Annotated in this window: 20 protein-coding genes; 17 read left to right on the top strand and 3 right to left on the bottom strand. The window is 32.2% G+C overall.

The window, feature by feature from the left end; translation table 11 throughout:
* Window positions 1-16: 16 nt before the first annotated feature.
* Entirely contained in the window at window positions 17-868 is an 852-nt protein-coding gene (locus ACJ6WR_RS01935; RefSeq protein WP_409416909.1) for an aldose 1-epimerase family protein, read from the bottom strand.
* A gap of 168 nt (window positions 869-1,036) precedes the next feature.
* Between ACJ6WR_RS01935 and ACJ6WR_RS01930 the strand changes: the two genes are divergently transcribed.
* The 15 genes from ACJ6WR_RS01930 (at window position 1,037) to ACJ6WR_RS01860 (ending at window position 18,970) form a co-directional block, all read left to right on the top strand.
* Window positions 1,037-3,298, top strand: a complete 2,262-nt coding sequence (locus ACJ6WR_RS01930) for a M1 family metallopeptidase (RefSeq protein WP_323489273.1) — start codon at window positions 1,037-1,039, stop codon at window positions 3,296-3,298.
* 790 nt (window positions 3,299-4,088) lie between these two features.
* Window positions 4,089-4,706 carry a GNAT family N-acetyltransferase gene (locus ACJ6WR_RS01925; RefSeq protein ID WP_039113092.1) on the top strand — a complete coding sequence of 206 codons (618 nt, stop codon included), beginning with the start codon at window positions 4,089-4,091 and terminating at the stop codon, window positions 4,704-4,706.
* Window positions 4,707-4,710: 4 nt separating this feature from the next.
* Window positions 4,711-5,904, top strand: coding sequence for an argininosuccinate synthase (locus ACJ6WR_RS01920; protein WP_039113051.1), 1,194 nt, complete (start codon window positions 4,711-4,713; stop codon window positions 5,902-5,904).
* A complete protein-coding gene (argC, locus tag ACJ6WR_RS01915; protein ID WP_409416908.1) occupies window positions 5,897-6,874 on the top strand; it encodes an N-acetyl-gamma-glutamyl-phosphate reductase in 978 nt (325 codons plus the stop codon). Before ACJ6WR_RS01920 ends, argC begins: the two co-directional genes overlap by 8 nt.
* 106 nt (window positions 6,875-6,980) lie before the next feature.
* The gene (locus ACJ6WR_RS01910) at window positions 6,981-8,120 is read left to right on the top strand and encodes an aspartate aminotransferase family protein (RefSeq protein WP_409416907.1); all 1,140 of its coding nucleotides are present in this window, start codon (window positions 6,981-6,983) and stop codon (window positions 8,118-8,120) included.
* Window positions 8,121-8,630: a hypothetical protein gene (locus ACJ6WR_RS01905; protein WP_409416906.1), complete on the top strand. Its 510-nt coding sequence runs from the start codon at window positions 8,121-8,123 to the stop codon at window positions 8,628-8,630.
* Between the two features lie 348 nt (window positions 8,631-8,978).
* Window positions 8,979-10,175 carry a glutamate-5-semialdehyde dehydrogenase gene (locus tag ACJ6WR_RS01900; RefSeq protein ID WP_409416905.1) on the top strand — a complete coding sequence of 399 codons (1,197 nt, stop codon included), beginning with the start codon at window positions 8,979-8,981 and terminating at the stop codon, window positions 10,173-10,175.
* A 280-nt stretch (window positions 10,176-10,455) separates the two neighbouring features.
* Window positions 10,456-11,217 (top strand): glutamate 5-kinase, encoded by a 762-nt coding sequence (gene proB / locus ACJ6WR_RS01895; protein WP_039113045.1) that lies wholly within the window; start codon window positions 10,456-10,458, stop codon window positions 11,215-11,217.
* 258 nt (window positions 11,218-11,475) lie between these two features.
* Window positions 11,476-12,423 carry an N-acetylornithine carbamoyltransferase gene (locus ACJ6WR_RS01890; protein WP_409416904.1) on the top strand — a complete coding sequence of 316 codons (948 nt, stop codon included), beginning with the start codon at window positions 11,476-11,478 and terminating at the stop codon, window positions 12,421-12,423.
* A gap of 52 nt (window positions 12,424-12,475) precedes the next feature.
* Window positions 12,476-13,168 (top strand): hypothetical protein, encoded by a 693-nt coding sequence (locus tag ACJ6WR_RS01885; protein ID WP_131450982.1) that lies wholly within the window; start codon window positions 12,476-12,478, stop codon window positions 13,166-13,168.
* A gap of 69 nt (window positions 13,169-13,237) precedes the next feature.
* A complete protein-coding gene (gene argB, locus ACJ6WR_RS01880) occupies window positions 13,238-14,011 on the top strand; it encodes an acetylglutamate kinase (RefSeq protein ID WP_409416903.1) in 774 nt (257 codons plus the stop codon).
* A 97-nt stretch (window positions 14,012-14,108) separates the two neighbouring features.
* Complete coding sequence (locus ACJ6WR_RS01875; protein ID WP_409416902.1) at window positions 14,109-15,179, top strand: M20 family metallo-hydrolase; 1,071 nt, start codon at window positions 14,109-14,111, stop codon at window positions 15,177-15,179.
* A gap of 218 nt (window positions 15,180-15,397) precedes the next feature.
* Complete coding sequence (argH, locus tag ACJ6WR_RS01870; RefSeq protein ID WP_039120229.1) at window positions 15,398-16,678, top strand: argininosuccinate lyase; 1,281 nt, start codon at window positions 15,398-15,400, stop codon at window positions 16,676-16,678.
* A 119-nt stretch (window positions 16,679-16,797) separates the two neighbouring features.
* Window positions 16,798-17,796 (top strand): DUF2157 domain-containing protein, encoded by a 999-nt coding sequence (locus ACJ6WR_RS01865; RefSeq protein WP_086895708.1) that lies wholly within the window; start codon window positions 16,798-16,800, stop codon window positions 17,794-17,796.
* Window positions 17,780-18,970, top strand: coding sequence for a hypothetical protein (locus tag ACJ6WR_RS01860; protein ID WP_409416901.1), 1,191 nt, complete (start codon window positions 17,780-17,782; stop codon window positions 18,968-18,970). The genes ACJ6WR_RS01865 and ACJ6WR_RS01860 overlap by 17 nt, the downstream gene beginning before the upstream one ends.
* A 43-nt stretch (window positions 18,971-19,013) precedes the next feature.
* On the opposite strand, the gene ACJ6WR_RS01855 is transcribed toward ACJ6WR_RS01860, so the two are convergent.
* Together ACJ6WR_RS01855 and ytxJ are read right to left on the bottom strand one after the other, a co-directional pair.
* Window positions 19,014-19,556 carry an HD domain-containing protein gene (locus ACJ6WR_RS01855; protein ID WP_409416900.1) on the bottom strand — a complete coding sequence of 181 codons (543 nt, stop codon included), beginning with the start codon at window positions 19,554-19,556 and terminating at the stop codon, window positions 19,014-19,016.
* Window positions 19,557-19,572: 16 nt separating this feature from the next.
* On the bottom strand, window positions 19,573-19,962 hold the full coding sequence (gene ytxJ, locus ACJ6WR_RS01850; RefSeq protein ID WP_039118298.1) for a bacillithiol system redox-active protein YtxJ: 390 nt from the start codon (window positions 19,960-19,962) through the stop codon (window positions 19,573-19,575).
* A gap of 156 nt (window positions 19,963-20,118) precedes the next feature.
* On the opposite strand from ytxJ, the gene clpB reads away from it, so the two are divergent.
* Together clpB and ACJ6WR_RS01840 are read left to right on the top strand one after the other, a co-directional pair.
* Window positions 20,119-22,725, top strand: coding sequence for an ATP-dependent chaperone ClpB (gene clpB, locus ACJ6WR_RS01845; protein WP_409416899.1), 2,607 nt, complete (start codon window positions 20,119-20,121; stop codon window positions 22,723-22,725).
* Between the two features lie 451 nt (window positions 22,726-23,176).
* On the top strand, window positions 23,177-24,058 hold the full coding sequence (locus ACJ6WR_RS01840) for a DUF808 domain-containing protein (RefSeq protein WP_409416898.1): 882 nt from the start codon (window positions 23,177-23,179) through the stop codon (window positions 24,056-24,058).
* The last annotated feature ends 101 nt before the right edge of the window (window positions 24,059-24,159 follow it).

The following is a 24,159-nucleotide window of genomic DNA, read 5'->3' as shown; positions in this document are numbered from 1 at the left end:
ATATATCAAGATAAGATTATAGAATTTCGATACTAAATTTAGAGTTAAATGTTTGATTTGCATCTAAAGTTACTATTCCTTCTTTTTCGAAAAGATTTCCTGTGTTGTCAGGAGTATCAGAATAACCAAACCAAGGTTCGATACAAATAAAGGGAGCATTTTCTTTTGTCCAAATACCTAAACTAGGAAAATCTGCAAAATCTACTTTTATATATGGTTTGTTGTTTTCTAAAATGGTTAGCGAGTTTGACTCTAATGATTTAAAAACTAAAGCATCATTTTCAAATAGTTGATAATTTAGCTCAATTTGATTTTCTTTCGTTTCTAATTGTTTTGTTTTATTAGATATCAAATCATTTTCGAGCAAAGAATATTTTAGAGGCTCTTTTTTTTCAAATTCTAAAGCATAATTTTCAAAATTCCTAGGTAGCGCAATTGCTGGATGTGCACCAATAGAGAATGGCATTTTAGAATCATTTTTGTTAAATATTTTATATTGGATGTCTAATTGAGAATCTATTAAAGTATAAATTATTTGTAATTCAAATTCAAGCGGATATACTTTCAACGATTCAGCATTAGATTGAATCGAAAAAATGGCGCTTTCGTCAGTTTTAGAAACTAGATTAAATTCCATATCTCTTGCAAATCCGTGACGTGGCAAGTGATAAGATATATCATTAACGGTGTAAGTATTGTTTTTTAAAGTACCAACAATTGGGAATAAAACAGGGGAGTGTTTACCCCAAAAATCTGGGTTTCCTTCCCAAATGAATTCTTTATTATCGTTGTTTTTTAATGAAAATAATTCGGCTCCGGCATGTTTAATAGAAGCAGTAAGTTTTGAATTTGAAATAATTGTAGTCAAAATTTAGTTTTTGAATGGTTTAAGAATGAGTTGTAAATATATTTATAAATTTAATTTATAGGTAAAAAAGCTGATGAAATATTTTTTGATAAAATTGTATTAACCGGTAGGATTTAATTCATAAATAGCTTTTTTTTTCATTAATTTGCTAGATAAACAGCAACAAAAATGAAAAAACACTCTTTAAGAGCCTTGTTAACGATGGCTTTATTGTTTGGAATTTCGGCCACCTGGGCACAACAAGTTCCTACTGCGACAACTAATCCTATTTCTAAATATGATTATTATGATGCATTCTCTCCATTATTTTATTCTAAAAACGGAACAACAACCCGTTCTGCAAGTGGTCAGCCTGGTCCAGAGTACTGGCAAAACAGAGCAGATTATAAGATAACTGCTAAGTTAAATGGGGTTACTAATGAAATTATTGGTACAGACGAGATTACATATACCAACAATAGCCCTGATAAAATGTCATTTGTTTGGCTTAATTTGGATCAAAATCTATTCAAAGAAGATTCACGAGGAAATGCTGTAGTGCCATTAACAGGAAGTCGTAACGGTGCTCAAGGACAGGTTTTTGATGGTGGAAATAAAATTAAATCGGTAAAAGTTACTATACTTGGTAAGAAAAAATCGGTTGAAGTTGATGCCAAATATGTTGTTACCGATACAAGAATGCAAATTTTTCTTCCAGAAGAGTTAGCCTCAAAAGGAAGCAGCGTTAAAATTAAAATTGATTTTTCTTATATAGCTCCTAATGAAGGATCTGATAGAACAGGAGTTCTTGAAACTAAAAACGGTAAAATATTTACAATAGCACAATGGTATCCGCGTATGTGTGTGTATGATGACGTAAGAGGCTGGAATACACATCCGTATTTAGGTGCTTCGGAATTTTACTTGGAATATGGTAATTTTGATGTAAAGTTGACAGTTCCTGCGAATCATTTTGTAGTTGCCTCAGGAGAATTATTAAATGCTCCAGAAGTGTATACTGCAGAACAACAAAAACGATTTAAAGATGCTGCACTAAGCGATAAAACGGTTATGATTCGTTCAGCCGAAGAAGTTGCAGCTGCAAAAGCTAATGGAAATGGAGAAAAAACATGGCATTATCAAATAAAAAATGCACGTGATTTCTCTTGGGCATCTTCGGCTGCTTTTATTTTAGATGGTGCTAAGATTAATTTACCTAGCGGGAAAAAATCATTGGCTCTTTCTGCATATCCAGTTGAAAGTGAAGGAAATGCTGCTTGGGGACGTTCGACAGAATATACTAAAGGTGCAATTGAAAATTACTCAAATAAATGGTTTGAATATCCTTATCCAGTTGCAACAAACGTAGCAGGGAATGAGGGAGGTATGGAATATCCAGGAATTGTATTTTGTAGTTGGGAATCAAAAGGAGAAGATTTATGGGGTGTTACAGATCATGAGTTTGGACACATCTGGTTTCCTATGATTGTAGGTTCAAACGAAAGATTATTTGGTTGGATGGACGAAGGATTTAATACATTTATTAATTCATTGAGTTCTGCCGAATTTAATAAAGGTGAATATAAAGATGCACCTAAGGATTTGCATAAAATGGCTGAGGCATTTACAAATCCTAAGTTAGAAACTATTATGAGTTCTCCAGATAATATGAAAGAGGCAAATATTGGGATGTTATGTTATTTTAAACCAAGTTCAGGTTTGGTAATTTTAAGAGAACAAGTATTAGGAAAAGAGCGTTTTGACACAGCTTTCCGTACTTATATAGATCGTTGGGCTTATAAGCACCCTACACCAGATGATTTCTTTAGAACAATGGAAAACGTTGCAGGAGAAGATTTAAGCTGGTTCTGGAGAGGTTGGTATGTTAACAACTGGCGTTTTGACCAAGGTATTAACTCAATTAAATATGTGAAAAATGACCCTGCAAAAGGAGTGATTATTACTATTGAGAACTTTGAAAAAATGGTAATGCCTGTTGTAATTGATGTGAAAACTAAAAGCGGAAAAGTTTCCAGAGTGAAATTACCAGTTGAAATCTGGCAAAGAAACGTAGAATGGTCTTTCAAGTTTGACTCAACAGAAGAAATCGAAAGTGTTACTATAGATCCTGATCACGTTTTTCCTGATAGTAATGAGGCAAACAACGTATGGACGGCCGGAAGTGGTAAATTAGAAAAAGATGTTGTTTTAGACCCTTATTTAGGGACTTATTCTAGTAAAAAAACACCTTTAAAAATCACTTTTACCGAAAAAAATAGTGCTTTAACTGTAGAGCTTCCTAATTATCCTAAATTTCCAGTTCAGCCTGTTGCGAATGCGGCAGATACTTTTGAATCGGTGAGAGCTGGATTAAGATTTGCATTTACTAAAACTGGATTAAACATGACAATTTTAGAAAATTCGCAAGTATTAGAATTTACGAAAGAATAATTTGAATTGATAAATATTCAATAAAATTAACCCGTTGAGTACAATTAATTTAACACATAGAAACATAGGTCTTGCACACAAAAAAAGGCGTTTCACTTATTTTAAATGCACATAGCTAGCTATGTGAAAGAAATATATTTCTTTTTGTACTCTTTTTTACACATAAAATCTATGTTTCTATGTGTTAAATAATTTTTTCACGCCCCGAGCGAATAGATACAGTAATTGAAACCATCAGGTTAAAATTATAATTTTTAGGCTTTTTTAAAGAGCAATAAAGATATAAATAATTAAAATCGGCTATTTGAGTTTAACTCAGATAGCCGATTTTTTATTAAAAGTTTAATTTTTAGTTGATTTTTTAAGTGTAGAAATGAGATAAATTGATAAAAGCAACATAATATTAAAAAAATGTTACAAATTATCAATAATGTATTGTAATTAAAAAAAAGATGTAAATTTGCACCAATGAATAAAATGAGTTTACATATAATTTCTATCTCACGGACAAACTTGCCTGTTACTTCTCCCGAAGTACGGATGCTATCTCTATAGCATTCACAAGAGTTTTTCGTCGTATGTATTTATATTCATTTTTTTGTTTTGAAATTACCTAAGTTGTCCTTTGGACAAACACATCCTACAAGTACATTTTATTTAAAATTATCTCAATGTCATCTTTTTGATATTAAGGGTTTTATGTATTTTTTATTTAATTTTGCTGAAGCAACTCTTGGGTTTCAGAAGAAAAATCATGTCTTATTTTTTAACCCTAACTTCAACTATTGAAATGAAGATCTCTATTGTTGTAACACAAGAAGAACATTATAAATATGCGCAAGAAATATGCGATACTATAGAGTCGTCTGCCTTATTGAGAGGTACCGGAATTGCCAAAAGAACTCCTGAATATATCCAGAAAAAAATGGAGAACAGGGATGCATTGATTGCTTTGGTAGATGGTAAATTTGCAGGTTTTTGCTATATCGAAAGTTGGCAACATGGCAAATTTGTGGCTCATTCTGGTTTGATAGTACATCCAGATTACAGAAATTTAGGTTTAGCCAAAAAAATTAAATCTAAGGTTTTTGATTACTCATTAGAAAAATTTCCAGATGCAAAAATATTTGGAATCACAACTGGTTTGGCAGTAATGAAAATTAATTCAGATTTAGGATACAAACCAGTTCCTTTTTCAGAACTTACAAGTGATCCAAGCTTTTGGGCAGGTTGCAAAACTTGTACAAATTATGAAATATTAAAAAGTAAAGAAAATAAAATGTGCTTATGTACAGGAATGTTGTATGATCCAAAAGAAAAACAAAAAGATCCGCCAAAACATCCTTTTAACGTAAAAGTACTCAATAGATTAAAATCAATTAAACAAGCCCTTTTCTTAAAAAAATAAAATTATGAAAAAAGTTGTATTAGCTTATAGCGGAGGATTAGATACTTCGTATTGCCTTAAATATTTAAAAAATGAAAAAGGATATGAAGTCCACACTGTACTTATTAATACAGGAGGTTTCGATGAAGAAGAATTAAATGCTATTGAAGAAAGAGCTTACGAATTAGGAAGTGCACAACATGCAAATCTTACCATCGTAGATAAGTATTATGATAAAGCTATAAAATATTTGATTTTCGGAAACGTATTAAAAAATAATACTTATCCATTATCTGTAAGTGCCGAGCGTGTTTTTCAAGCTATTGAAGCAATAAAATATGCTAAGAAAGTAGGAGCAGAGGCAATTGCACACGGAAGTACAGGAGCAGGAAATGACCAAATTAGATTTGATTTAATTTTCCAGACAATTGCTCCAGAGATTGAAATAATTACTCCAATTAGAGATTTAAAATTGTCAAGACAAGAAGAAGTAGATTATTTGTCTAAAAATGGCGTACATTATTCTTGGGAAAAAGCACAATATTCTATCAATAAAGGACTTTGGGGAACAAGTGTAGGAGGAAAAGAAACTTTAACTTCTGGTACACCATTACCTAGTGAAGCATATCCTTCGCAATTGCAAAAAGAAGGTGAAGAAAAAGTGACTTTACATTTTGAACAAGGAGAATTAGTTGGAATAAATGGTAAAACAGATAAACCATCAAATAATATTGTAGCGCTAGAGAAATTAGCAAATGCATATGCAATTGGTAGAGATATTCACGTAGGTGATACTATTATAGGTATTAAAGGAAGAGTAGGATTTGAAGCTGCTGCTCCGTTAATTATCATCAAAGCACACCATTTATTAGAGAAACATACACTTGGTAAATGGCAACAATATTGGAAAGAGCAATTAGGGAACTGGTACGGAATGTTATTTCACGAAGGTCAGTTTTTGGATCCAGTAATGCGTAACATCGAAACGTTTTTGCAAGACACGCAAAAAACGGTTAATGGAGTTGTAACTGTTTCGCTTAAACCATATCATTTTTCGCTTGACGGAATCGAATCAGATAATGATTTAATGAATACAGGATTTGGTCAATACGGAGAAATGAATAATGCATGGACATCAGACGATGCTAAAGGGTTTATTAAGATTTTAGGAAATGCTCAAAATATATTTTCATCTGTAAATCACTTAGACTATGATTAATGTTGGTATAATTGGCGGTTCAGGCTATACAGCTGGGGAGTTGATAAGAATATTGATGTATCACCCAAATGTAAACATCGATTTTGTATACAGTACAACCAATGCTGGAAAGCCACTTCATGTAGCGCACCACGATTTATTGGGAGATATCGAAATGGATTTTACAGATGCTCTTAATCCAGATGTAAATGTGTTGTTTTTGTGTTTAGGCCACGGAAGATCGATTTCGTTTCTTAAAGAAAATAAATTTGCGGGTCATACTAAAATTATTGATTTAGGAAATGATTTTAGATTAAACAAAGACGCTAATTTTGATGGAAAAGAATTCATTTACGGCTTACCAGAACTGAATAAAACCGCTATCAAAAAAGCACAATTCATTGCTAATCCAGGTTGTTTCGCAACAGCAATTCAACTAGCATTATTACCATTGGCAAAGAATGAGCTTTTAAATAACGATGTACATATTAATGCAACAACAGGGAGTACAGGAGCTGGAGTAAATCCTTCAGAAACGACACATTTTAGTTGGAGATTAAGTAATATGTCACATTACAAAGCATTTGATCATCAGCATTTGGGAGAGATAAACCAAAGTATAAATCAATTGCAGGCAGATTATTCAAACGAATTGTTGTTTATTCCGAACAGAGGAGATTTTGCAAGAGGAATTTTTGCAACTTTATATACAACTGTCGAAGAAAGTTTAGATGAAATCGTAACGAAATACGAAGATTTTTATAAAAACGAACCGTTTGTAACCGTAACGACAACCAACATCAATATGAAACAGGTGGTACAAACGAACAAATGTATAATAAGCTTAACTAAAAGTGGAAACCGGATATTGATTACTTCAATAATCGATAACCTAACCAAAGGAGCTGCTGGACAAGCAATTCAAAACATGAATTTAATGTTTGGATTACCAGAAACGACAGGTTTACATTTGAAACCAAGCGGATTTTAAAGAAATTGAAAGATTAAAAAATTATTTCAAAGCTTAATCTTTTTAATTAATTCATCTCGCAGAATCTTTAAATTATTCAATTTTTAAATCTTTAAATAATAAAAAAATGAACTTATTTAACGTATACCCACTTTATGACATAACACCTGTAAAAGCATTAGATTGTACTATTACAGATAATAACGGAGTAGAGTATTTAGATTTATATAGTGGACATGGGGTAATTTCTATTGGACACACACAACCAGATTATGTAGCAAAACTTAAAAATCAATTAGATAATTTAGGTTTTTATTCCAATGCAATTCAGAATCCTTTGCAGGTAGAATTAGCTGAGAAATTAGGGAAACTTTCTGGATTAGAAGATTATGAACTGTTTTTATGTAGTTCAGGAGCAGAGGCGAATGAAAATGCTTTGAAACTAGCTTCATTCCATAACGGAAAATCAAGAGTTGTTGCTTTTGATAATTCTTTTCACGGAAGAACTTCGGCAGCCGTTGCAGTTACAGACAATAAAAAAATTGTAGCTCCAATAAATGCACAACAAGTAGTTACTTTTTTGCCTCTTAATAATATCGAATTAGTAGAAGCAGAACTGGCAAAGGGAGATGTTTCGAGTGTAATTATTGAAGGAATTCAAGGAGTAGGAGGTTTAGACGAAGGAACAACTGAGTTTTTTCAGGCTTTAGAAAAAGCTTGTAAAAAATACGGAGCAGTTTTAATCTTAGACGAAGTACAATCAGGTTATGGAAGAAGCGGAAAGTTTTTTGCGTACCAACATCACAATATAAAAGCCGATATTATTTCGGTTGCAAAAGGAATGGGGAATGGATTTCCAGTTGGAGCTATTTTGATTTCGCCAGAATTTGAAGCTAGTTTCGGATTATTAGGAACTACTTTTGGAGGAAGCCATTTGTCTTGTGCAGCAGGAATTGCGGTTCTGGATGTAATCGAAAAATTGAAATTACAGGATAATGTAAACGAAGTTTCGGCTTACTTTTTTGAGCAAATCAAGCAAGTTCCTCAAATCATAAAAGTAAAAGGAAAAGGATTAATGCTCGGAGTAGAATTCGATTTTGAAATTGGTCCGCTTCGTAAAAAATTAATTACCGAAAAGCACATTTTTACAGGAAGTGCCAACAACAAAAATCTATTGAGAATTTTGCCGCCATTAACTGTGAAGAAATCTGATATTGATACCTTTATCGTTGCATTAAAAGAAAGTTTAGAAGAGCTTCAATATTAAATGAAAGCATTAAAAAATATTTGGGGTGTTATATTGGTAATTAGTGTTTTACTACCAATGTTGCTTTTTCTGAATCCATTTGCTTGGGGAATGAGAAGGGCTCCTGATTATGTTCCTTCTGTAGGACTTGAAAAAGTTTTGGGAAGAATGCAAAATGAAATCAATGAGCAAGAAGACATAGAAATTGATACTTATAATAATGAAGTTGATCTATGGTATTTGAGAGATTGTGAGAATCTAAAGCTAGATTCTTTAGATAATTTTAAAATTGAACTTTCAGAAATCAAAAGTGATTCTTTCATTAAAGAAAAAATTAATAAATACGCACCTTTGATTGAGAAAGAAATAGGCTGTAAATGTTATGATTCTTTAATATTCACCTATAAATTGAAAGAAGAAAAAGTTCAGCTAAATGAAGAAAATGCTTTAGCTAAAAAATATAATTTAGTAAAGGAAAGTGAGCAAAAAAAAATAGTTTATGGATTTAAAATTAAAAGACATGAACAATAATTTTTTGATTTCACATTTGTTTCTCAAATATCAGTCATTAGCATATTTGATTATCATTTTTTGGGCGATTTTAATTAGTAGCTTTCAAAGTTTGTTTGTTATTTGGAAACATATAGAAATGATAAACCTAATTCTTTTTGTTGTATGTTTTTTAATTGGATTATCTTCTGTTATAATATTGATAATGCAGATTTCAAGGATTTATTTTTCCTCGGATAATAGTATAAAAAGGAGAGTATGGATAGTAGTAAATATTTCACTTTATTACGGAGTTTTATACGCAGATTTATATCTCTCAACACAAACTAGATTTTAGAAAACAACCAAAAATAACCAACTACAAAAATTATGAACCACCATTTATCAATTGAAAAGCGAAATTTGGTTTTACTCTCGATGGCAAAGCTTGTTGAAGAAGAAAGAAACCAAATTATTCTGACGAATCAAGCTGATTTAGCCGCTTACAATGGCGAAGATTTAGCAATGGAAGAACGTTTAAAAGTAGATAGCGCCAAGATTGACGAAATGATTCTGTCATTGAATCAATTAGCTTCTCAGGAAGACCCAGTTGGCGTGGAAAGGTTTCATTTTGTACACGATAACGGAATTAAAGTCAGTAATAAAACAGCAGCTTTTGGTACGATATTGATTATTTACGAATCAAGACCCGATGTAACTATCGAAGCTGGTGGAATTGCCTTTAAATCAGGAAATAAAATTTTGCTTAAAGGCGGAAAAGAAGCGCTAAAATCCAATTTAAAGATTGTGAGTTTATGGCATCAGGCTTTAGCAGCGCATAATGTTTCGACAGAATGGGTGGAATATCTAAATTTTACTCGACAAGAAACTCAAACTTTTTTAGAAAAACCAACACAAAAAGTAGATTTAATTGTACCACGTGGAGGTGAAAAATTAATAGAGTTTGTAAAAGCACATGCTAGTTGCCCTGTAATAGTAAGCGGACGAGGAAATAATTTTGTTTACGTTCATAAAGAAGCAAATACCGATATTGCTTTGAAAGTGATTCTGAATGCAAAAACATCTAAAATCTCGGCTTGCAACGCTGTAGATAAAGTTTTGGTAGATTCACGATTGCCAAATTTTGAAGGTTTTCTAGCCATTTTAATAGAAGAACTAGATGAATCGAAAGTTGAGATTATTGTAGATAAAACATTAGAATCTTTTACGAACACAAGTGTTCTAAAAGATGAAGATATTTGGTACGAAGAGTTTCTTGATTATAAAATCGTATTAGGAACAATCGATTCAGAACAAGATGCTATTGCAAAAATAAATAAGTATTGTGGCGGACATTCGGCTGCGATTATTACAAGAAATAATGATGTTGCCCAAGAATTTATGGAATCAATAGATGCAGCGGCAGTTTATCATAATGCATCAACTCGATTTACCGATGGAGGACAACTGGGCTTAGGCGGAGAATTAGCCATAAGCACAGATAAATTACATCAGCGGGGACCAATCGGATTGCAACATCTGGTTACCAATAAGTGGTATATTTACGGAGAAGGGCAAATACGATAATTAGACTTCTTAGATTGTTAGACTATCTTAGATTATTAGATAGTTAGATTTCTTAGAATTTAAGTCCCGAGGCTTCGGGATAGATTAATGATTCTCGATTGTTGGAATTTAGAATTTAAAATTTGGAATTTAACTATAGATATAGCTTTGCGAACTTAGCGTTTGTAAACACAAACAGAATATAAAACCTTGCGCCGTTTGCGGTAAAAACGTTTACAATATAAAAACTTAGTCCCGAGGCTTCGGGATAGTAACTCAGAACCTTAGCCACTTAAAAAAAATGACTAAAAAAAGGATTTTATTAAAAATAGGAAGCAATACACTAACCAAAGAAACCAATCATATTTCGAGAGGAAAGATTGAAGATATTGGAATGCAAATTGCTGCTTTAAATGACAAATACGAATTTGTAATCGTAAGTTCCGGAGCTATTGCAGCAGCGAAACAATTTGTGAAACTAGAGAGCAAAGGCAAAGAGATTATTGTAAAACAAGCTTTGGCATCGATCGGACAACCACATTTAATGCGGATTTTCCATGAGAACTTCAGTGATTTGGGATTATTAACTTCGCAATGTCTGCTATCCTATTCAGATTTCGAAAAAGAACAATCCAAAATCAATATTGTAAATACAATTAATGTTTTGGTCGAGAATAATTACATTCCGATTATCAATGAAAATGATACCGTTGCAACCGACGAAATTCAGTTTGGAGATAACGATAAATTAGCAGCATTAACGGCAGTTTTATTAAATGTAGATATCTTGATAATTGCCACAAATACAAGCGGAATTTACACAAAAGAATCTATACATAATGAAGTGCCAGAAACGATAACTTTAGTAAATGATCTGCGGCTTTTAGAAAAAGAAATAGGAGAATCTAAATCGTCACACGGAACAGGAGGAATGCAATCAAAAATTGAAGCAGCAGCAATCGCCAAAGCAGCAAATATCGAAACCTGGATTGTAAACGGATTAGAAGATAATTTTATTCTAAAAGCATTAAAGGATGAAATTCCTTTTACCAAGATTGTGTGATGGAACGCAGATGAAACAGATTTGCTAAAGCAAAACGCGGATTAAAACGGATTTTAAAAAAACACAACAATAAATAAAGAAAACATAAACTATATTTTTAATTCAAATTATGATGATTATCAAAAGAAGAACGCGGATGATGCGGATTTGCTAAGGCAAAGACACAGATAAAAACAGATACTATTCTTAAAAAATGTTGATTTGGTTAATTGGTCATTCGGTTAAACAATTAGACAAAAAACGATTAAACAATATATTATGAACTATATTTCAATTCAAGATATCAACTCATTATCAAAATGGGTAAAAGGTGCGTTAAAAATCAAGAAAAAACCACTAAAAAACCAACACCTGGGTAAGAACAAAACCTTAGGAATGTTATTTTTCAACCCGAGTTTAAGAACGCGTTTAAGTACTCAAAAAGCCGCTATAAATTTAGGGATGAACGTAATGGTAATGAACTTTACCAATGAAGGCTGGACGCTAGAGTTTGAGGATGGAGCGATTATGAACTCAGGAGCTTCAGAACATATCAAAGAAGCTGCCGAAGTAGTTTCTCAATACTGCGATATTATTGCTATTAGAGCCTTTGCAGGATTATTAGATAAAGAAAAAGACTATGCAGAAACTGTTATCTCGGGATTCTTAAAATACGCTACAGTTCCAATCGTAAATATGGAAAGTGCTGTTCGTCACCCGATGCAATCTTTGGCAGATGCTATTACAATGGAAGAGTTTAAGACTAAGCACAAGCCAAAAGTAGTACTTTCTTGGGCGCCACATCCTAAGGCTTTGCCACAAGCAGTTGCTAACTCATTTGTAGAAATGATGCAAATGAAAAAAAATGTAGACTTTGTAATTACACATCCCGAAGGATACGAACTAAGTCCAGAAATTACTAAGGATTCTAAAATAGAATACGATCAGGACAAAGCATTTGAAAATGCCGATTTTGTGTATGTAAAAAACTGGAGTAATTTTAATGATTACGGAAAAGTAACTAATTCAGATCCAAATTGGACAGTTACTGCCGAAAAAATGGCATTAACCAACAACGGAAAATTCATGCATTGCCTTCCTGTTCGTCGTAATGTAATTGTAAGTGATGAAGTTTTAGATGGCGAAAATTCAATTGTAATCGAGCAAGCCAATAACAGAACATACGCAGCACAATTGGTGTTACAGAAGATTCTTAAAAAGTTATAAATAAAGGTACAAAGGTGTAAAGGGATAGAGTTTTTTTTAAATAAAAGTTTAAATGAGTAAAATAGAAGAGATTATTTTAATAAATTCTAAGCTTTCAACTTGGAATTTGATATATAAGTATTTTGATATAAAGTGGAAAATAAGATTAATTTTGGTTTCAATATCTAGTTTGATATTTTGTATGTTAGGTTTATATTTTCTTCATATGAATATCTTTTTTACTATTTTTTGCTTTATTGTAGGAATTATTTTGGCAATATATTTTTTAAACTTTTCAAATGAAAAGGAAAAAATAATAATACAACAAAAATATGTTTATGTTCATTTAGAATTTGAAAAGTTTAGTTATAAAGCTATTCGAGAAATTCAAGAAGAAGAATTTAAAAAATCACTTAATAATGAAAAAATCTTTAATAAAGAAAATCTTTTATTTTTAATTGAATGTATTAAGAGGGAAATTGAGAATAAAAATTTCAAATATTCATTTTTAGTTAATTCTGTTATTATTTTAACAGGTATATATTTTGGGGCTTTTCTAGGAGGCTTTGTGAATTTTGCTAAAGAACTAAAAGATTATCTTGAATTTTATAAAGTAATTGGAGTGCTAATTTTTTTAATGTTAGTACCTATTATTTTATGCATTGAAATGACCTTTCTAAGAGATTTGATAGAGACTAGAAGAATAAAAAGAAATAGATTAGTAAGAATTTTAGAGAATATATACTTAGAAAAATACGCATCATAGTTTTTTTTAAGTTCAATCTATCACAACCTTTGAACCTTTGTCCCTAAGAACCTCTGAACCCATAAAAATATGCAAGTATCATTAATAAAAATTGGCGGTAATATAATCGATAATCCATCAGAATTGGAGAAATTCTTAACTGATTTCTCTAAGATAGAAGGACATAAAGTATTGATTCACGGAGGTGGAAAATCGGCTACAAAAATGGCTGAAAGTATTGGTTTAGTTCCGCAAATGATAGATGGTCGTCGTATAACCGATGCAGCAATGCTGGATGTTGTCGTGATGATTTATGCAGGACAAATCAATAAGAATATTGTAGCACAATTGCAGGCAAAAAACAATAATGCAATTGGATTTTCGGGAGCCGATGGAAATTTAATCCAATCGACAAAAAGAAACCATCCAACAATCGATTATGGATTTGTAGGCGATGTAAAACAAGTAAATACAAGTTTATTGGCTACATTGCTAGAAAACAATATTGTACCAGTTTTTTGCGCCATTACGCACGATAAAAACGGACAATTGCTAAATACAAATGCCGATACAATTGCAAGCGAGTTAGCGATTGCATTATCCGAAAATTTTGATGTTACGCTTACCTATTGTTTTGAAAAACAAGGTGTTTTGTCAGATTCAGAAGACGATGATTCGGTTATTACTGAAATAAACGCCGAATTTTACGAAAAACTAAAAGCCGAAAAAGTAATTCATTCCGGAATGATTCCAAAACTAGACAATTGTTTTAATAGTCTGTCTAAGGGAGTTCAGACCATAAAAATTGGACATCATAGTATGTTGCAAAATTCCAATATATTGCATACAACTATTAAATTATAAAAGAAAAAAGTTGCTAAGTTTCTAAGAAACCAAGACTTTTGTAATCTTAGAACCTCAGCCCCGAAGCTTCGGGATAGACTTCAGTACCTATCAAAAAATGAAAAATATAGAAACGCTTACTCAAGAAGCAATAGCATTATTAAAAAGTTTGATCGAAACCCCATCTTTTTCAAGTGAAGAAGATCAAACGGCACTTTTAATCGAAAATTGGTTCAATCAAAACGAGATTCCTTTTAAAAGAGAGAACAATAATGTGTGGGCTTTCAATAAATATTTCGACAAAAATAAACCAACACTATTACTGAATTCGCACCACGATACAGTAAAACCGAATCAAGCATATACCAACGATCCGTTTAAAGCAATTGTAAAAGACGGCAAATTATTCGGTTTAGGAAGCAACGACGCAGGAGGATGTTTGGTTTCGTTATTGGCGACGTTTGTACATTTTTACAATAATGAAAACTTACCTTATAATCTGGTAATAGTAGCTTCGGCAGAAGAAGAAAGCAGCGGAAAAAACGGATTAAACAGCGTTTTGCAACATTTGCCAGAGTTGGATTGTGCTATTGTAGGAGAACCTACATTGATGCAATTAGCAGTAGCCGAAAAAGGATTATTAGTTCTTGATGTAAAAGTAAAAGGAACAGCAAGCCACGCTGCACACCAAAACGACGATAACTCATTATACAACGCTATTCCCGTAATGGAATGGTTTAGGAATTATAAATTCGATAAAATATCCGATGTTTTAGGACCAGTAAAAATGACCGTTACCCAGATAAACGCAGGAAAACAACATAATGTAGTGCCGTCAGAATGCGATTTGGTGGTCGATATTCGCGTAACCGACCGTTATTCCAACACCGAAATTCTGGAAGTTGTAAAAGCTAATGTAAAAGCCGAAGTAACGCCACGGTCTATGCATCTTAACGCTTCGTCTATTCCAATTGCACACGCTTTAGTACAAGCCGGAATCGCTTTAGGAAGAACAACTTACGGCTCGCCAACACTTTCCGATCAATCGGTTTTAAGTTGCCAGTCATTAAAGCTAGGACCAGGAGAAACGTTACGCTCACACTCGGCAGACGAATTTATTTTTATCAACGAAATCGAAGAAGGAATCGAATTGTATATTAAAATACTAACCGATTTCTTTAAATTATAATAGTTATTTTTTTCTCATCCTGAGCGGAGTCGAAGGATAAGGAGCTATTTTCCGCTATTCGTTACAATCTTTTATGCCGAACCCCGGCACAAAAGGATTTTCACTGTTATCGGGGCTAAGGCATTTAGGAAATAAAGAAACATAGTAATAAAATTAAACTTTGTGAATCTTTGAGTTTTTCTTTGAGAAACTCTGTGAAACAAAACAACATACAGCTTATGAAACTTTGGGAAAAAGGAATTGCAACAGACAAACAAATCGAACATTTCACTGTTGGAAACGATAGAGAACTAGATTTGGTTCTGGCAAAATACGATGCATTAGGTTCAATAGCTCATGCAAAAATGCTGGGACAAATCGGACTTTTAACAGCCGATGAAACCAATTCGTTAGTAGATGCATTAAACGAAATTATTGTCGATGCCGAAAAAGGAAATTTCGTAATCGAAGATAGTTTTGAAGACGTACATTCCAAAATCGAATATTTACTAACAGTAAAACTAGGCGATGCAGGAAAGAAAATCCATACAGCACGTTCACGTAACGACCAAGTTTTAGTCGATGTGCATTTATACCTAAAAGATGAAGTAAAAGCATTAAAAGAACAAGTAAAAAGTCTTTTTGATTTGTTAATGGAATCTGCTGAGAAACATCAAAATGTATTATTGCCAGGATATACACATTTGCAAATAGCAATGCCATCATCATTCGGGATGTGGTTCTCAGCCTATGCCGAGAGTCTTATCGATGATATTACGATGCTAAATGCAGCTGCCAAAATTGTAGATCAAAACCCACTAGGTTCTGCTGCAGGATACGGAAGCTCATTTCCTATAAACAGAACATTTACAACGCAAGAACTAGGTTTCGAAACCTTAAAATATAATGCCGTAGCAGCTCAAATGAGCCGTGGTAAGGCAGAGAAAACTGTTGCTTTTGCAATGAGTAGTGTAGCTGCAACATTATCTAAATTTGCAATGGACGTTTGTTTGTATATGAGTCAGAACTTTGATTTTATCAGTTTGCCATCACACCTTACAACAGGTTCAAGCATAATGCCACATAAAAAGAATCCAGATGTATTTGAATTAATTCGTGGTAAATGCAATAAAATCCAAGCATTACCATACGAAATCACATTAATAACAAATAATTTACCAAGCGGATATCACAGAGATTTACAACTTTTAAAAGAAGGATTGTTTCCAGCAATCCAAAACCTTAAAGCTTGTTTAGATATTGCGATTTTCTCTATAAAAGACATCACCGTAAAAGACCGTATTCTAGACGATAAAAAATACGATTACCTATTTACCGTAGATACACTAAATGAAATGGTTGTAGCAGGAATGCCGTTTAGAGATGCCTACAAAGAAGTTGCAGAGCAGCTAGAAAACGGCACATTTAAGTCGCCTAAAGAAACAAAACATACACACGAAGGAAGCATCAATAATTTATGTTTAGATGCCATAAAAGATAAGATGAAAAGTTCTTATTAATTCAGGAAAATGCGCTATGATATCATAGCGTTTTTTTTTGGTTAAAACCTTTTTTATTGAAAACAGAAAATTCATACTAAATACATATATTTGATACATAGTTATCTTAAAGTAATAGTATGACACAATTTGATGAACAGGCAACTCAAAAACTTTTTGAGAACAACTTAATTACCGAAGAACAATTTATACAGGTAAAAGCCTATCGTAGTTTAGGGATTTTTTCGCTGCATAACGAATTAAAGTTGTTCTTGTATCTGTCGGTTTTGTTATTTACAACAGGAATCGGAATCTTAATTTATCAAAACATCGATACAATAGGGCATGTAGCTATTTTATCTTTATTATTAATCGTAACGGTAATTTGTTTTTACTTTTGCTTTAAAAAATCAAAAGGATTTCAAAAAGAAGATTCTAGTTTTGAGAACCCCGTTTTACAATATTTAGTCCTTACAGCAACAATCCTCAGTTGTATTTTTGTAGGTTATATTCAGTTTCAATATCAGCTATTTGGTACCCATTATGGTTTAGCAACATTAGTACCTACAATTATAAGTTTCTTTTGTGCGTATTATTTTGATAACAAAAGTGCCCTAACAATTGCAGTAACAGGACTAGCTGCTTATATAGGACTTTCAGTAAGTCCGCAAACATTACTAAGCAATGATTTTTATACTACAGATACCTTAAGTTATTCAGCAATTATATTAGGAGGATTATTAGTCCTTTGGACAATTTATAGCGCAAAGATTAGCTTAAAAACGCACTTCAATTTTATCTATCTTACCTATGCATTACATCTAATAAGTATTGCTGCAATCAATAATTTATTTCAAGATTATTGGCCGATTTTTGTAATTGTTTTAGGCGCTTCTACCTATTATTTTTATAATGTAAGTTATCAAATCCCTGCAATTTCATTATTTGTATTCACAATAATATACGGATACATTGGTGTAAATATCGTAGGTTTTAAAATATTAGATTTTATAAATGCTTACGAATTTTACGGATTGTTATTATTTGCAACACCTTTATATTTAGTAGCTTCGATTATATTATTTATCAAATTAATTAAAAACTTCAATAAACAAAAAGCAAATGATAGTATACAATAAGGATTTATTGAAGAATATTTTCTTGGTCAATGAGGCTGAGAAATTACAAAAAGCTAATTTTATTACTAAAGAGCAATTAGATACAGTTTCTAAAGAATTACCAGTTCTTAAAAGTCAGGATAATATATTAATACGTATTGGGTTCTTTTTGTTAGGAGCATTTTTATATTCATCTATTTGTGGGTTATTATCTATTTTTGGACTTACTTATAATGATGATTATTTAGTGGTCTTACTTTATGTATATGCAATAATAGGATTTGCAGGAACTGAATTTTTAGCAAAGCAAAAATATTATGGATATGGCTTAGATGATGCCTTTGTACTAGGAGCACAATTAACTTTGGCGGCAGCAGTTATAATGTCTTTTGTAATGAGTATATCTCGAGTTACAGACCTAGATGTGCTATCTTGTATGATTACAGTAACCGTAGTTTCTTTACTATTATATCTGCGTTATATACATTTATCTTCAGCATTAATTTTTTGTTTAGCACTAACCACAACATTAGGATTTTTTGTCTTTAAGTATATCGAGCTGGGGAGTCTTTTCTTACCGTTTGTATTAATGATTTATGCAATCGGAATGTATTTTGTTAGTAAAAAACTTCTTAAGGATTTAGCAGAACCTTTTTATTACAACGGCATACTTTTGATGAAAAATTTTAGTTTAATTGTTTTGTATTTTTCAGGGAATTATATGGTTGTAAGAGAGTTTTCGGCTTTTTTATCAGGGATGTATTATGAGTTAAGTCCAGATGTTCCTTTTTCGTTATTCTTTTGGACTTTCACGTTTATAGTTCCGGTTCTTTATTTGTTTTTTGGATTACGCAATAAAGACAGAATCTTACTTTGGATAGGTTTTTTAGCCTTTTGTTTTTCAATTTTTACTTTTAGAACCTATCATCATGTTTTGCCAGTAGAAGTTGCCTTGACTTTTGGAGGTTTATTGCTTTTTGCCTTTACTTATTTTGTGATAAGAAAGATAAGGGACAATGAAAAAGGAATAACATTTAAACCAGATCGTATCGATAGCTCAAATTCATTACTAAATGCCGAAGCCTTGATTATAGCTTCTACTTTTAATTTAAAACCGGAAATGAAACCAGAAGAATCACCAATGGAGTTTGGAGGAGGAGATTTTAGTGGAGGAGGCTCAGGAGGGAGTTTTTAATTAAAAAAAAACAGATTAAAACATTTCTGTTAACAGGAATGTTTTAATCAATATAAGATTCATATTCTTGTATTTTTATTAGCAAACGATTTTCTAAATATTGATTTGCTCCTTTTAATTTTTCTAAAATTGTTTCAGCTTCTTCCTTATATTTTCTTTTTTTAGGACTATCCCAGCTTTTAGGAGGTTTTTGTAAGTTTGTTATTCTATCTGCTAATTTCACAGCCCAAACTTCTTTTCTTTGGGGTAAAATTCGGTTCAAACTATCAAGCATTCTTTCTTCTTTTGGTAAATCACCATTCTTAGTGAGGGCAGAAACACCTTCAGCTATTTCAATTCCAAATTCAAGTTCTAATTCATCAAATGTTGTAGCTGTATCTTCTAAAGTATCATGCAATAACGCAATTTGAATAGCAAAATTTATGTCAAATTCCTTTGTGTTATTTGAAGCAATTAAAATTTCCATGGCCACATTGCTTAAATGGACAACATAAGGTAGTTGAGAATCAGGAATGAGTTGATTGTTTTCTAAATGTTTAAGGGTAGCAAAAATTATTGTTTTTTGATAAATTGATTGGATATCCATTTAGTTTTATTGAAAATTAAACTTTCTCTTTCAATACTTCAGCATCAATATCGCTATGAGAAGCATTATATATTGACTTTCCGTCTTTGATAAGTAATAATTGTGGAGATTGGTGAACAACGTTAAAACGAGAAGCTATTTCGTTCGAAACATCACGATACGCTATTAAATCAAGAAAATAAGCATTAACTTTATTGTCCAAATCGAACTCTTTTTCAAATTGTTTTAGTGCCATTCGGCTAATACTACATCTTGTACTATGTTTGAATATAAGAATTTGCTTATCTTTAGATGCCGTTTCGATTTCGTCTAATTGCTCCAAACTTGTTAAGGGAATCCAGTTTATTTTGGTTTCTGATGATTTATTTTGATCAGAATCTCCGAATAGTGATGATAAAAAACTCATATTTTGTCGTTATTTATGACTTTTTGTCGTTTAAAAATGATAAAAATCAAATTTTAAGCGTCATTTTGTCTGTTTTATTGTTGTGGAATATAATTTGAGAAATAATAAACAAAGTTACTTATTAAAATAGAATCATAAATCATAAATCAAATAAAGATGAACATAAATAAATTTACAATCAAATCGCAAGAAGCAATTCAGCTCTCTCAGCAATTGGCCCAAAAAAATGGTCAACAGCAAATAGAGAATGAACATATCTTCAAGGCTATTTTTGAAGTTGATGAAAATGTGGCGCCATTTATTTTGAAAAAACTCAATGTAAATGTGCCTTTATTTCTTCAAATTCTAGATAGCACCATACAAAGCTTCCCAAAAGTTTCGGGAGGAGATGTAATGCTTTCCAGAGATGCGAATAAAGCATTGAACGAAGCGGAAATTATTGCACAAAAAATGAACGATGAATATGTTTCAATCGAACATTTAATGCTTGCAATTTTTGATTCAAAAAGTAAAGTTGCTCAAATCTTAAAAGATCAAGGAGTAACAGGTAAAGGCTTAAAAGCTGCTATTGAAGAATTACGTAAAGGAGAACGTGTAACTTCAGCATCTGCCGAAGAAACATATAATTCTTTGAACAAATATGCTAAAAACTTAAATGAATTAGCACGTACAGGAAAATTAGACCCTGTTATCGGACGAGATGAAGAAATTAGACGTGTATTACAAATTTTAACACGTCGAACTAAAAATAACCCAATGTTAATTGGTGAGCCTGGAGTTGGTAAAACTGCAATTGCCGAAGGTTTAGCACGAAGAATCGTTAATGGTGACGTGCCAGAAAACTTAAAGGATAAAATTGTGTTTTCGCTAGATATGGGAGCATTAATTGCTGGGGCAAAATATAAAGGGGAATTCGAAGAACGATTAAAATCGGTAGTAAAAGAAGTTACTGCAGCCGAAGGTGATATCGTCTTGTTTATAGATGAGATTCATACACTTGTAGGAGCGGGTGGAGGTGAAGGTGCAATGGATGCGGCTAATATCCTAAAACCAGCATTGGCTCGTGGAGAATTAAGAGCGATTGGTGCAACAACTTTGGATGAATACCAAAAATATTTTGAAAAAGATAAAGCGCTTGAACGTCGTTTCCAAAAAATTATAATCGAAGAGCCGGATACCGAAAGTGCGATTTCAATTTTACGTGGAATCAAAGAAAAGTATGAAACACATCATAAAGTTCAGATAAAAGACGAAGCAATTATTGCTGCTGTTGAGCTTTCTCAACGTTATATTACCAATCGTTTCTTACCAGATAAAGCGATTGACTTAATGGACGAAGCTGCGTCTAAATTGCGTATGGAAATCAATTCAAAACCTGAGGAATTAGATGTTTTGGATAGAAAAATAATGCAGTTAGAAATTGAGATTGAGGCTATAAAACGTGAGAAAGAAGAAAGCAAGCTTAAAGCTTTACGCATGGAATTGGCTAACTTGAAAGAAGAACGTAATGAAATCTACGCTAAATGGAAATCTGAAAAAGATGTAGTAGATGGAATTCAGGCTGTAAAATTAGAGCTTGAAAACTTTAAACATGAAGCAGATCGTGCAGAACGTGATGGTGATTACGGAAAAGTAGCTGAGATTCGTTATGGTAAAATTAAGGAAGCTCAAGAAAGACTGGATGTTTTATTGAAACAAATGCATGAATACCAATCTGGAAATTCTATGATAAAAGAAGAAGTTACCAGAGAAGATATTGCCGAAGTTGTGGCAAAATGGACTGGTATTCCAGTAATGAAAATGCTTCAAACAGAAAGAGAAAAACTATTGCATCTTGAAGATGAGTTGCACAGACGTGTAGTAGGTCAGGAAGAAGCAATTGAAGCAGTAAGTGATGCTGTAAGAAGAAGCAGAGCTGGTTTACAAGACATGAAAAAACCTGTGGGTACATTCCTGTTCTTAGGAACTACCGGGGTTGGTAAAACAGAGCTTGCAAAAGCTTTGGCAGAGTATCTTTTTGATGATGAAAATGCCATGACCAGAATTGATATGAGTGAGTATCAAGAACGTCATAGTGTGAGTAGATTAGTAGGTGCACCTCCAGGATACGTAGGATATGATGAAGGAGGGCAATTAACTGAAGCTGTACGTAGAAAACCGTATTCAGTAATTTTGTTAGATGAGATTGAGAAAGCGCACCCAGATACATTTAATATTTTATTACAAGTATTAGATGAAGGACGATTGACTGATAACAAAGGGCGTTTGGCCGATTTTAAAAATACGATTATCATCATGACTTCGAATATGGGAAGCCAGATTATACAAGAAAAATTTGAAAACCTAAAAGGTGGAATCGAAGCTGCCACAGAGGCTGCAAAAGTCGAAGTGCTTGCTTTATTAAAACAAACAGTACGTCCGGAATTTATAAACCGTATTGATGAGATTGTGTTGTTCCCGCCTTTAACAGTAGACAATATTAAACAAATTGTTGGTTTACAATTAAAAAGCGTTACCAAAATGTTGGCTTTGCAAGGAATTACAATGGATGCAACTCCAGAAGCAGTTGCTTATTTATCAGATAAAGGATTTGATCCGCAATTTGGTGCAAGACCAGTAAAACGAGTTATACAAAGAGATGTTTTAAATCAATTGTCAAAAGAAATTTTGGCAGGAAAGATTACAACAGATAGTATTATTTTATTAGATGCTTTTGATGGTAAATTGGTTTTTAGAAACCAAACACCAGAACTGGCTAATTAATATTTAATTTTTAGTAGTTTGAAAGCACCAGTCGAAAGACTGGTGCTTTTTTTGTAAAAACTGACAATCAGTAAATAATGAAACTTTTTTTTAAATTATTATAAAAAAAAATCTAATTAAGTTCTCACCTTTACGTAGGCTGAGTTAAACTAGAATTAACACGATATAAAAACTTAAAAATAAATATTATGAACAACATATTTAGAGGGTTAATAGCAGGTTATGGAGCCAAAAAGCTAGGTAGCGGGTGTTTTGGTACTATTTTCGTTTTTGTAATCATCTGGCTGCTTTTAGGGCAATGTAGTTAAAGAAAGTCAGATTGAAAATATTTGATTAAATCAGAAGAAAGAGATTTAAACAAAAAGTATTAGATTCGCACAAAATAACAAAATGTGTCAATTATTTTTTTGTGCCCTACACAAAGAGATAGCGCAATTTTTAAAACAAAGATATGGCATCAGGTTTTTTCGTTCTATTAGATGATATTGCAGCAATTATGGATGATGTTGCGGTAATGAGTAAAGTTGCAGTAAAAAAAACAGCAGGTATATTAGGAGATGATTTGGCGGTTAATGCCGAAAAAGCTTCAGGATTTGTTTCTTCAAGAGAATTACCTGTATTATGGGCGATTGGTAAAGGTTCGTTTATTAATAAACTTATCATTTTGCCAATAGCATTTTTATTAAGTGCCTTTTTTCCAGTAGCAATTATTGTAATCTTAGTACTTGGTGGGGCTTTTTTAGCTTATGAAGGAGCCGAAAAAATATTTGAATTTTTCTTTCCGCATAAACACGCAAAAATTGAGGTTACAGCACAAACTTTTTCAGAAGAAGAAATTTTAGCTGCCGAAAAAGAAAAAATAAAATCAGCAATAGTAACCGATTTTATATTATCTGTCGAGATAGTAATTATAGCATTAGGAACTGTAATAGAAAAACCTATTCTAACGCAAATTATGGTTGTTTCGATAATTGCAGTAGTAGCAACAATTGGAGTGTATGGTATTGTTGCGCTTATTGTAAGAATGGACGAATTAGGTTTAAAACTTATTCAGCTTAGTAAAAAAGAACGTAGTATATCAAAAACTATAGGGAATTTTTTAGTGCAGGCACTTCCAAAAGTGATTCAGAGTTTATCAGTAATTGGTACAATCGCTTTAATTCTGGTAGCAGGAGGTATATTTGTACATAATATTGATTTTTTCCATCATTTAGTTCCACAATTACCTTCTATCGTAAAAGAGTTTACTATCGGACTTGTAATCGGTTTTGTGGTTTTAGCGATTGTAACTCTAATTAAAAAAATACTTCCTAAAAAAGAAGTAGCAGAATAAATAAAAAAAGCAATTATTAAGGAACATCAGTCTAACGGCTGGTGTTTTTTTATGCCAAAAATGAAAATTTTAAAATTATTAATTTGTTGATTTTTAAGTAT

The organism is Flavobacterium sp. PS2, from assembly GCF_046250155.1.
In the GTDB taxonomy this organism is placed as follows: Bacteria; Bacteroidota; Bacteroidia; order Flavobacteriales; family Flavobacteriaceae; genus Flavobacterium.
The sequence above is the reverse complement of the archived record's forward strand: the minus strand, read 5'-3'. Positions and strand labels throughout refer to the sequence as shown.

Excerpts from the sequence above, each read along its gene's own strand:
- ACJ6WR_RS01890 (WP_409416904.1), top strand. The coding sequence starts at position 11,476 with ATGAACTATATTTCAATTCAAGATATCAACTCATTATCAAAATGGGTA.
- clpB (WP_409416899.1), top strand. The coding sequence starts at position 20,119 with ATGAACATAAATAAATTTACAATCAAATCGCAAGAAGCAATTCAGCTC.
- ACJ6WR_RS01910 (WP_409416907.1), top strand. The coding sequence starts at position 6,981 with ATGAACTTATTTAACGTATACCCACTTTATGACATAACACCTGTAAAA.
- ACJ6WR_RS01905 (WP_409416906.1), top strand. The coding sequence starts at position 8,121 with ATGAAAGCATTAAAAAATATTTGGGGTGTTATATTGGTAATTAGTGTT.
- argC (WP_409416908.1), top strand. The coding sequence starts at position 5,897 with ATGATTAATGTTGGTATAATTGGCGGTTCAGGCTATACAGCTGGGGAG.
- ACJ6WR_RS01925 (WP_039113092.1), top strand. The coding sequence starts at position 4,089 with ATGAAGATCTCTATTGTTGTAACACAAGAAGAACATTATAAATATGCG.
- ACJ6WR_RS01875 (WP_409416902.1), top strand. The coding sequence starts at position 14,109 with ATGAAAAATATAGAAACGCTTACTCAAGAAGCAATAGCATTATTAAAA.
- proB (WP_039113045.1), top strand. The coding sequence starts at position 10,456 with ATGACTAAAAAAAGGATTTTATTAAAAATAGGAAGCAATACACTAACC.
- ACJ6WR_RS01840 (WP_409416898.1), top strand. The coding sequence starts at position 23,177 with ATGGCATCAGGTTTTTTCGTTCTATTAGATGATATTGCAGCAATTATG.
- ACJ6WR_RS01860 (WP_409416901.1), top strand. The coding sequence starts at position 17,780 with ATGATAGTATACAATAAGGATTTATTGAAGAATATTTTCTTGGTCAAT.
- argB (WP_409416903.1), top strand. The coding sequence starts at position 13,238 with ATGCAAGTATCATTAATAAAAATTGGCGGTAATATAATCGATAATCCA.
- ACJ6WR_RS01865 (WP_086895708.1), top strand. The coding sequence starts at position 16,798 with ATGACACAATTTGATGAACAGGCAACTCAAAAACTTTTTGAGAACAAC.
- ACJ6WR_RS01900 (WP_409416905.1), top strand. The coding sequence starts at position 8,979 with ATGAACCACCATTTATCAATTGAAAAGCGAAATTTGGTTTTACTCTCG.
- ACJ6WR_RS01930 (WP_323489273.1), top strand. The coding sequence starts at position 1,037 with ATGAAAAAACACTCTTTAAGAGCCTTGTTAACGATGGCTTTATTGTTT.
- ytxJ (WP_039118298.1), bottom strand. The coding sequence starts at position 19,962 with ATGAGTTTTTTATCATCACTATTCGGAGATTCTGATCAAAATAAATCA.
- argH (WP_039120229.1), top strand. The coding sequence starts at position 15,398 with ATGAAACTTTGGGAAAAAGGAATTGCAACAGACAAACAAATCGAACAT.
- ACJ6WR_RS01885 (WP_131450982.1), top strand. The coding sequence starts at position 12,476 with ATGAGTAAAATAGAAGAGATTATTTTAATAAATTCTAAGCTTTCAACT.
- ACJ6WR_RS01855 (WP_409416900.1), bottom strand. The coding sequence starts at position 19,556 with ATGGATATCCAATCAATTTATCAAAAAACAATAATTTTTGCTACCCTT.
- ACJ6WR_RS01920 (WP_039113051.1), top strand. The coding sequence starts at position 4,711 with ATGAAAAAAGTTGTATTAGCTTATAGCGGAGGATTAGATACTTCGTAT.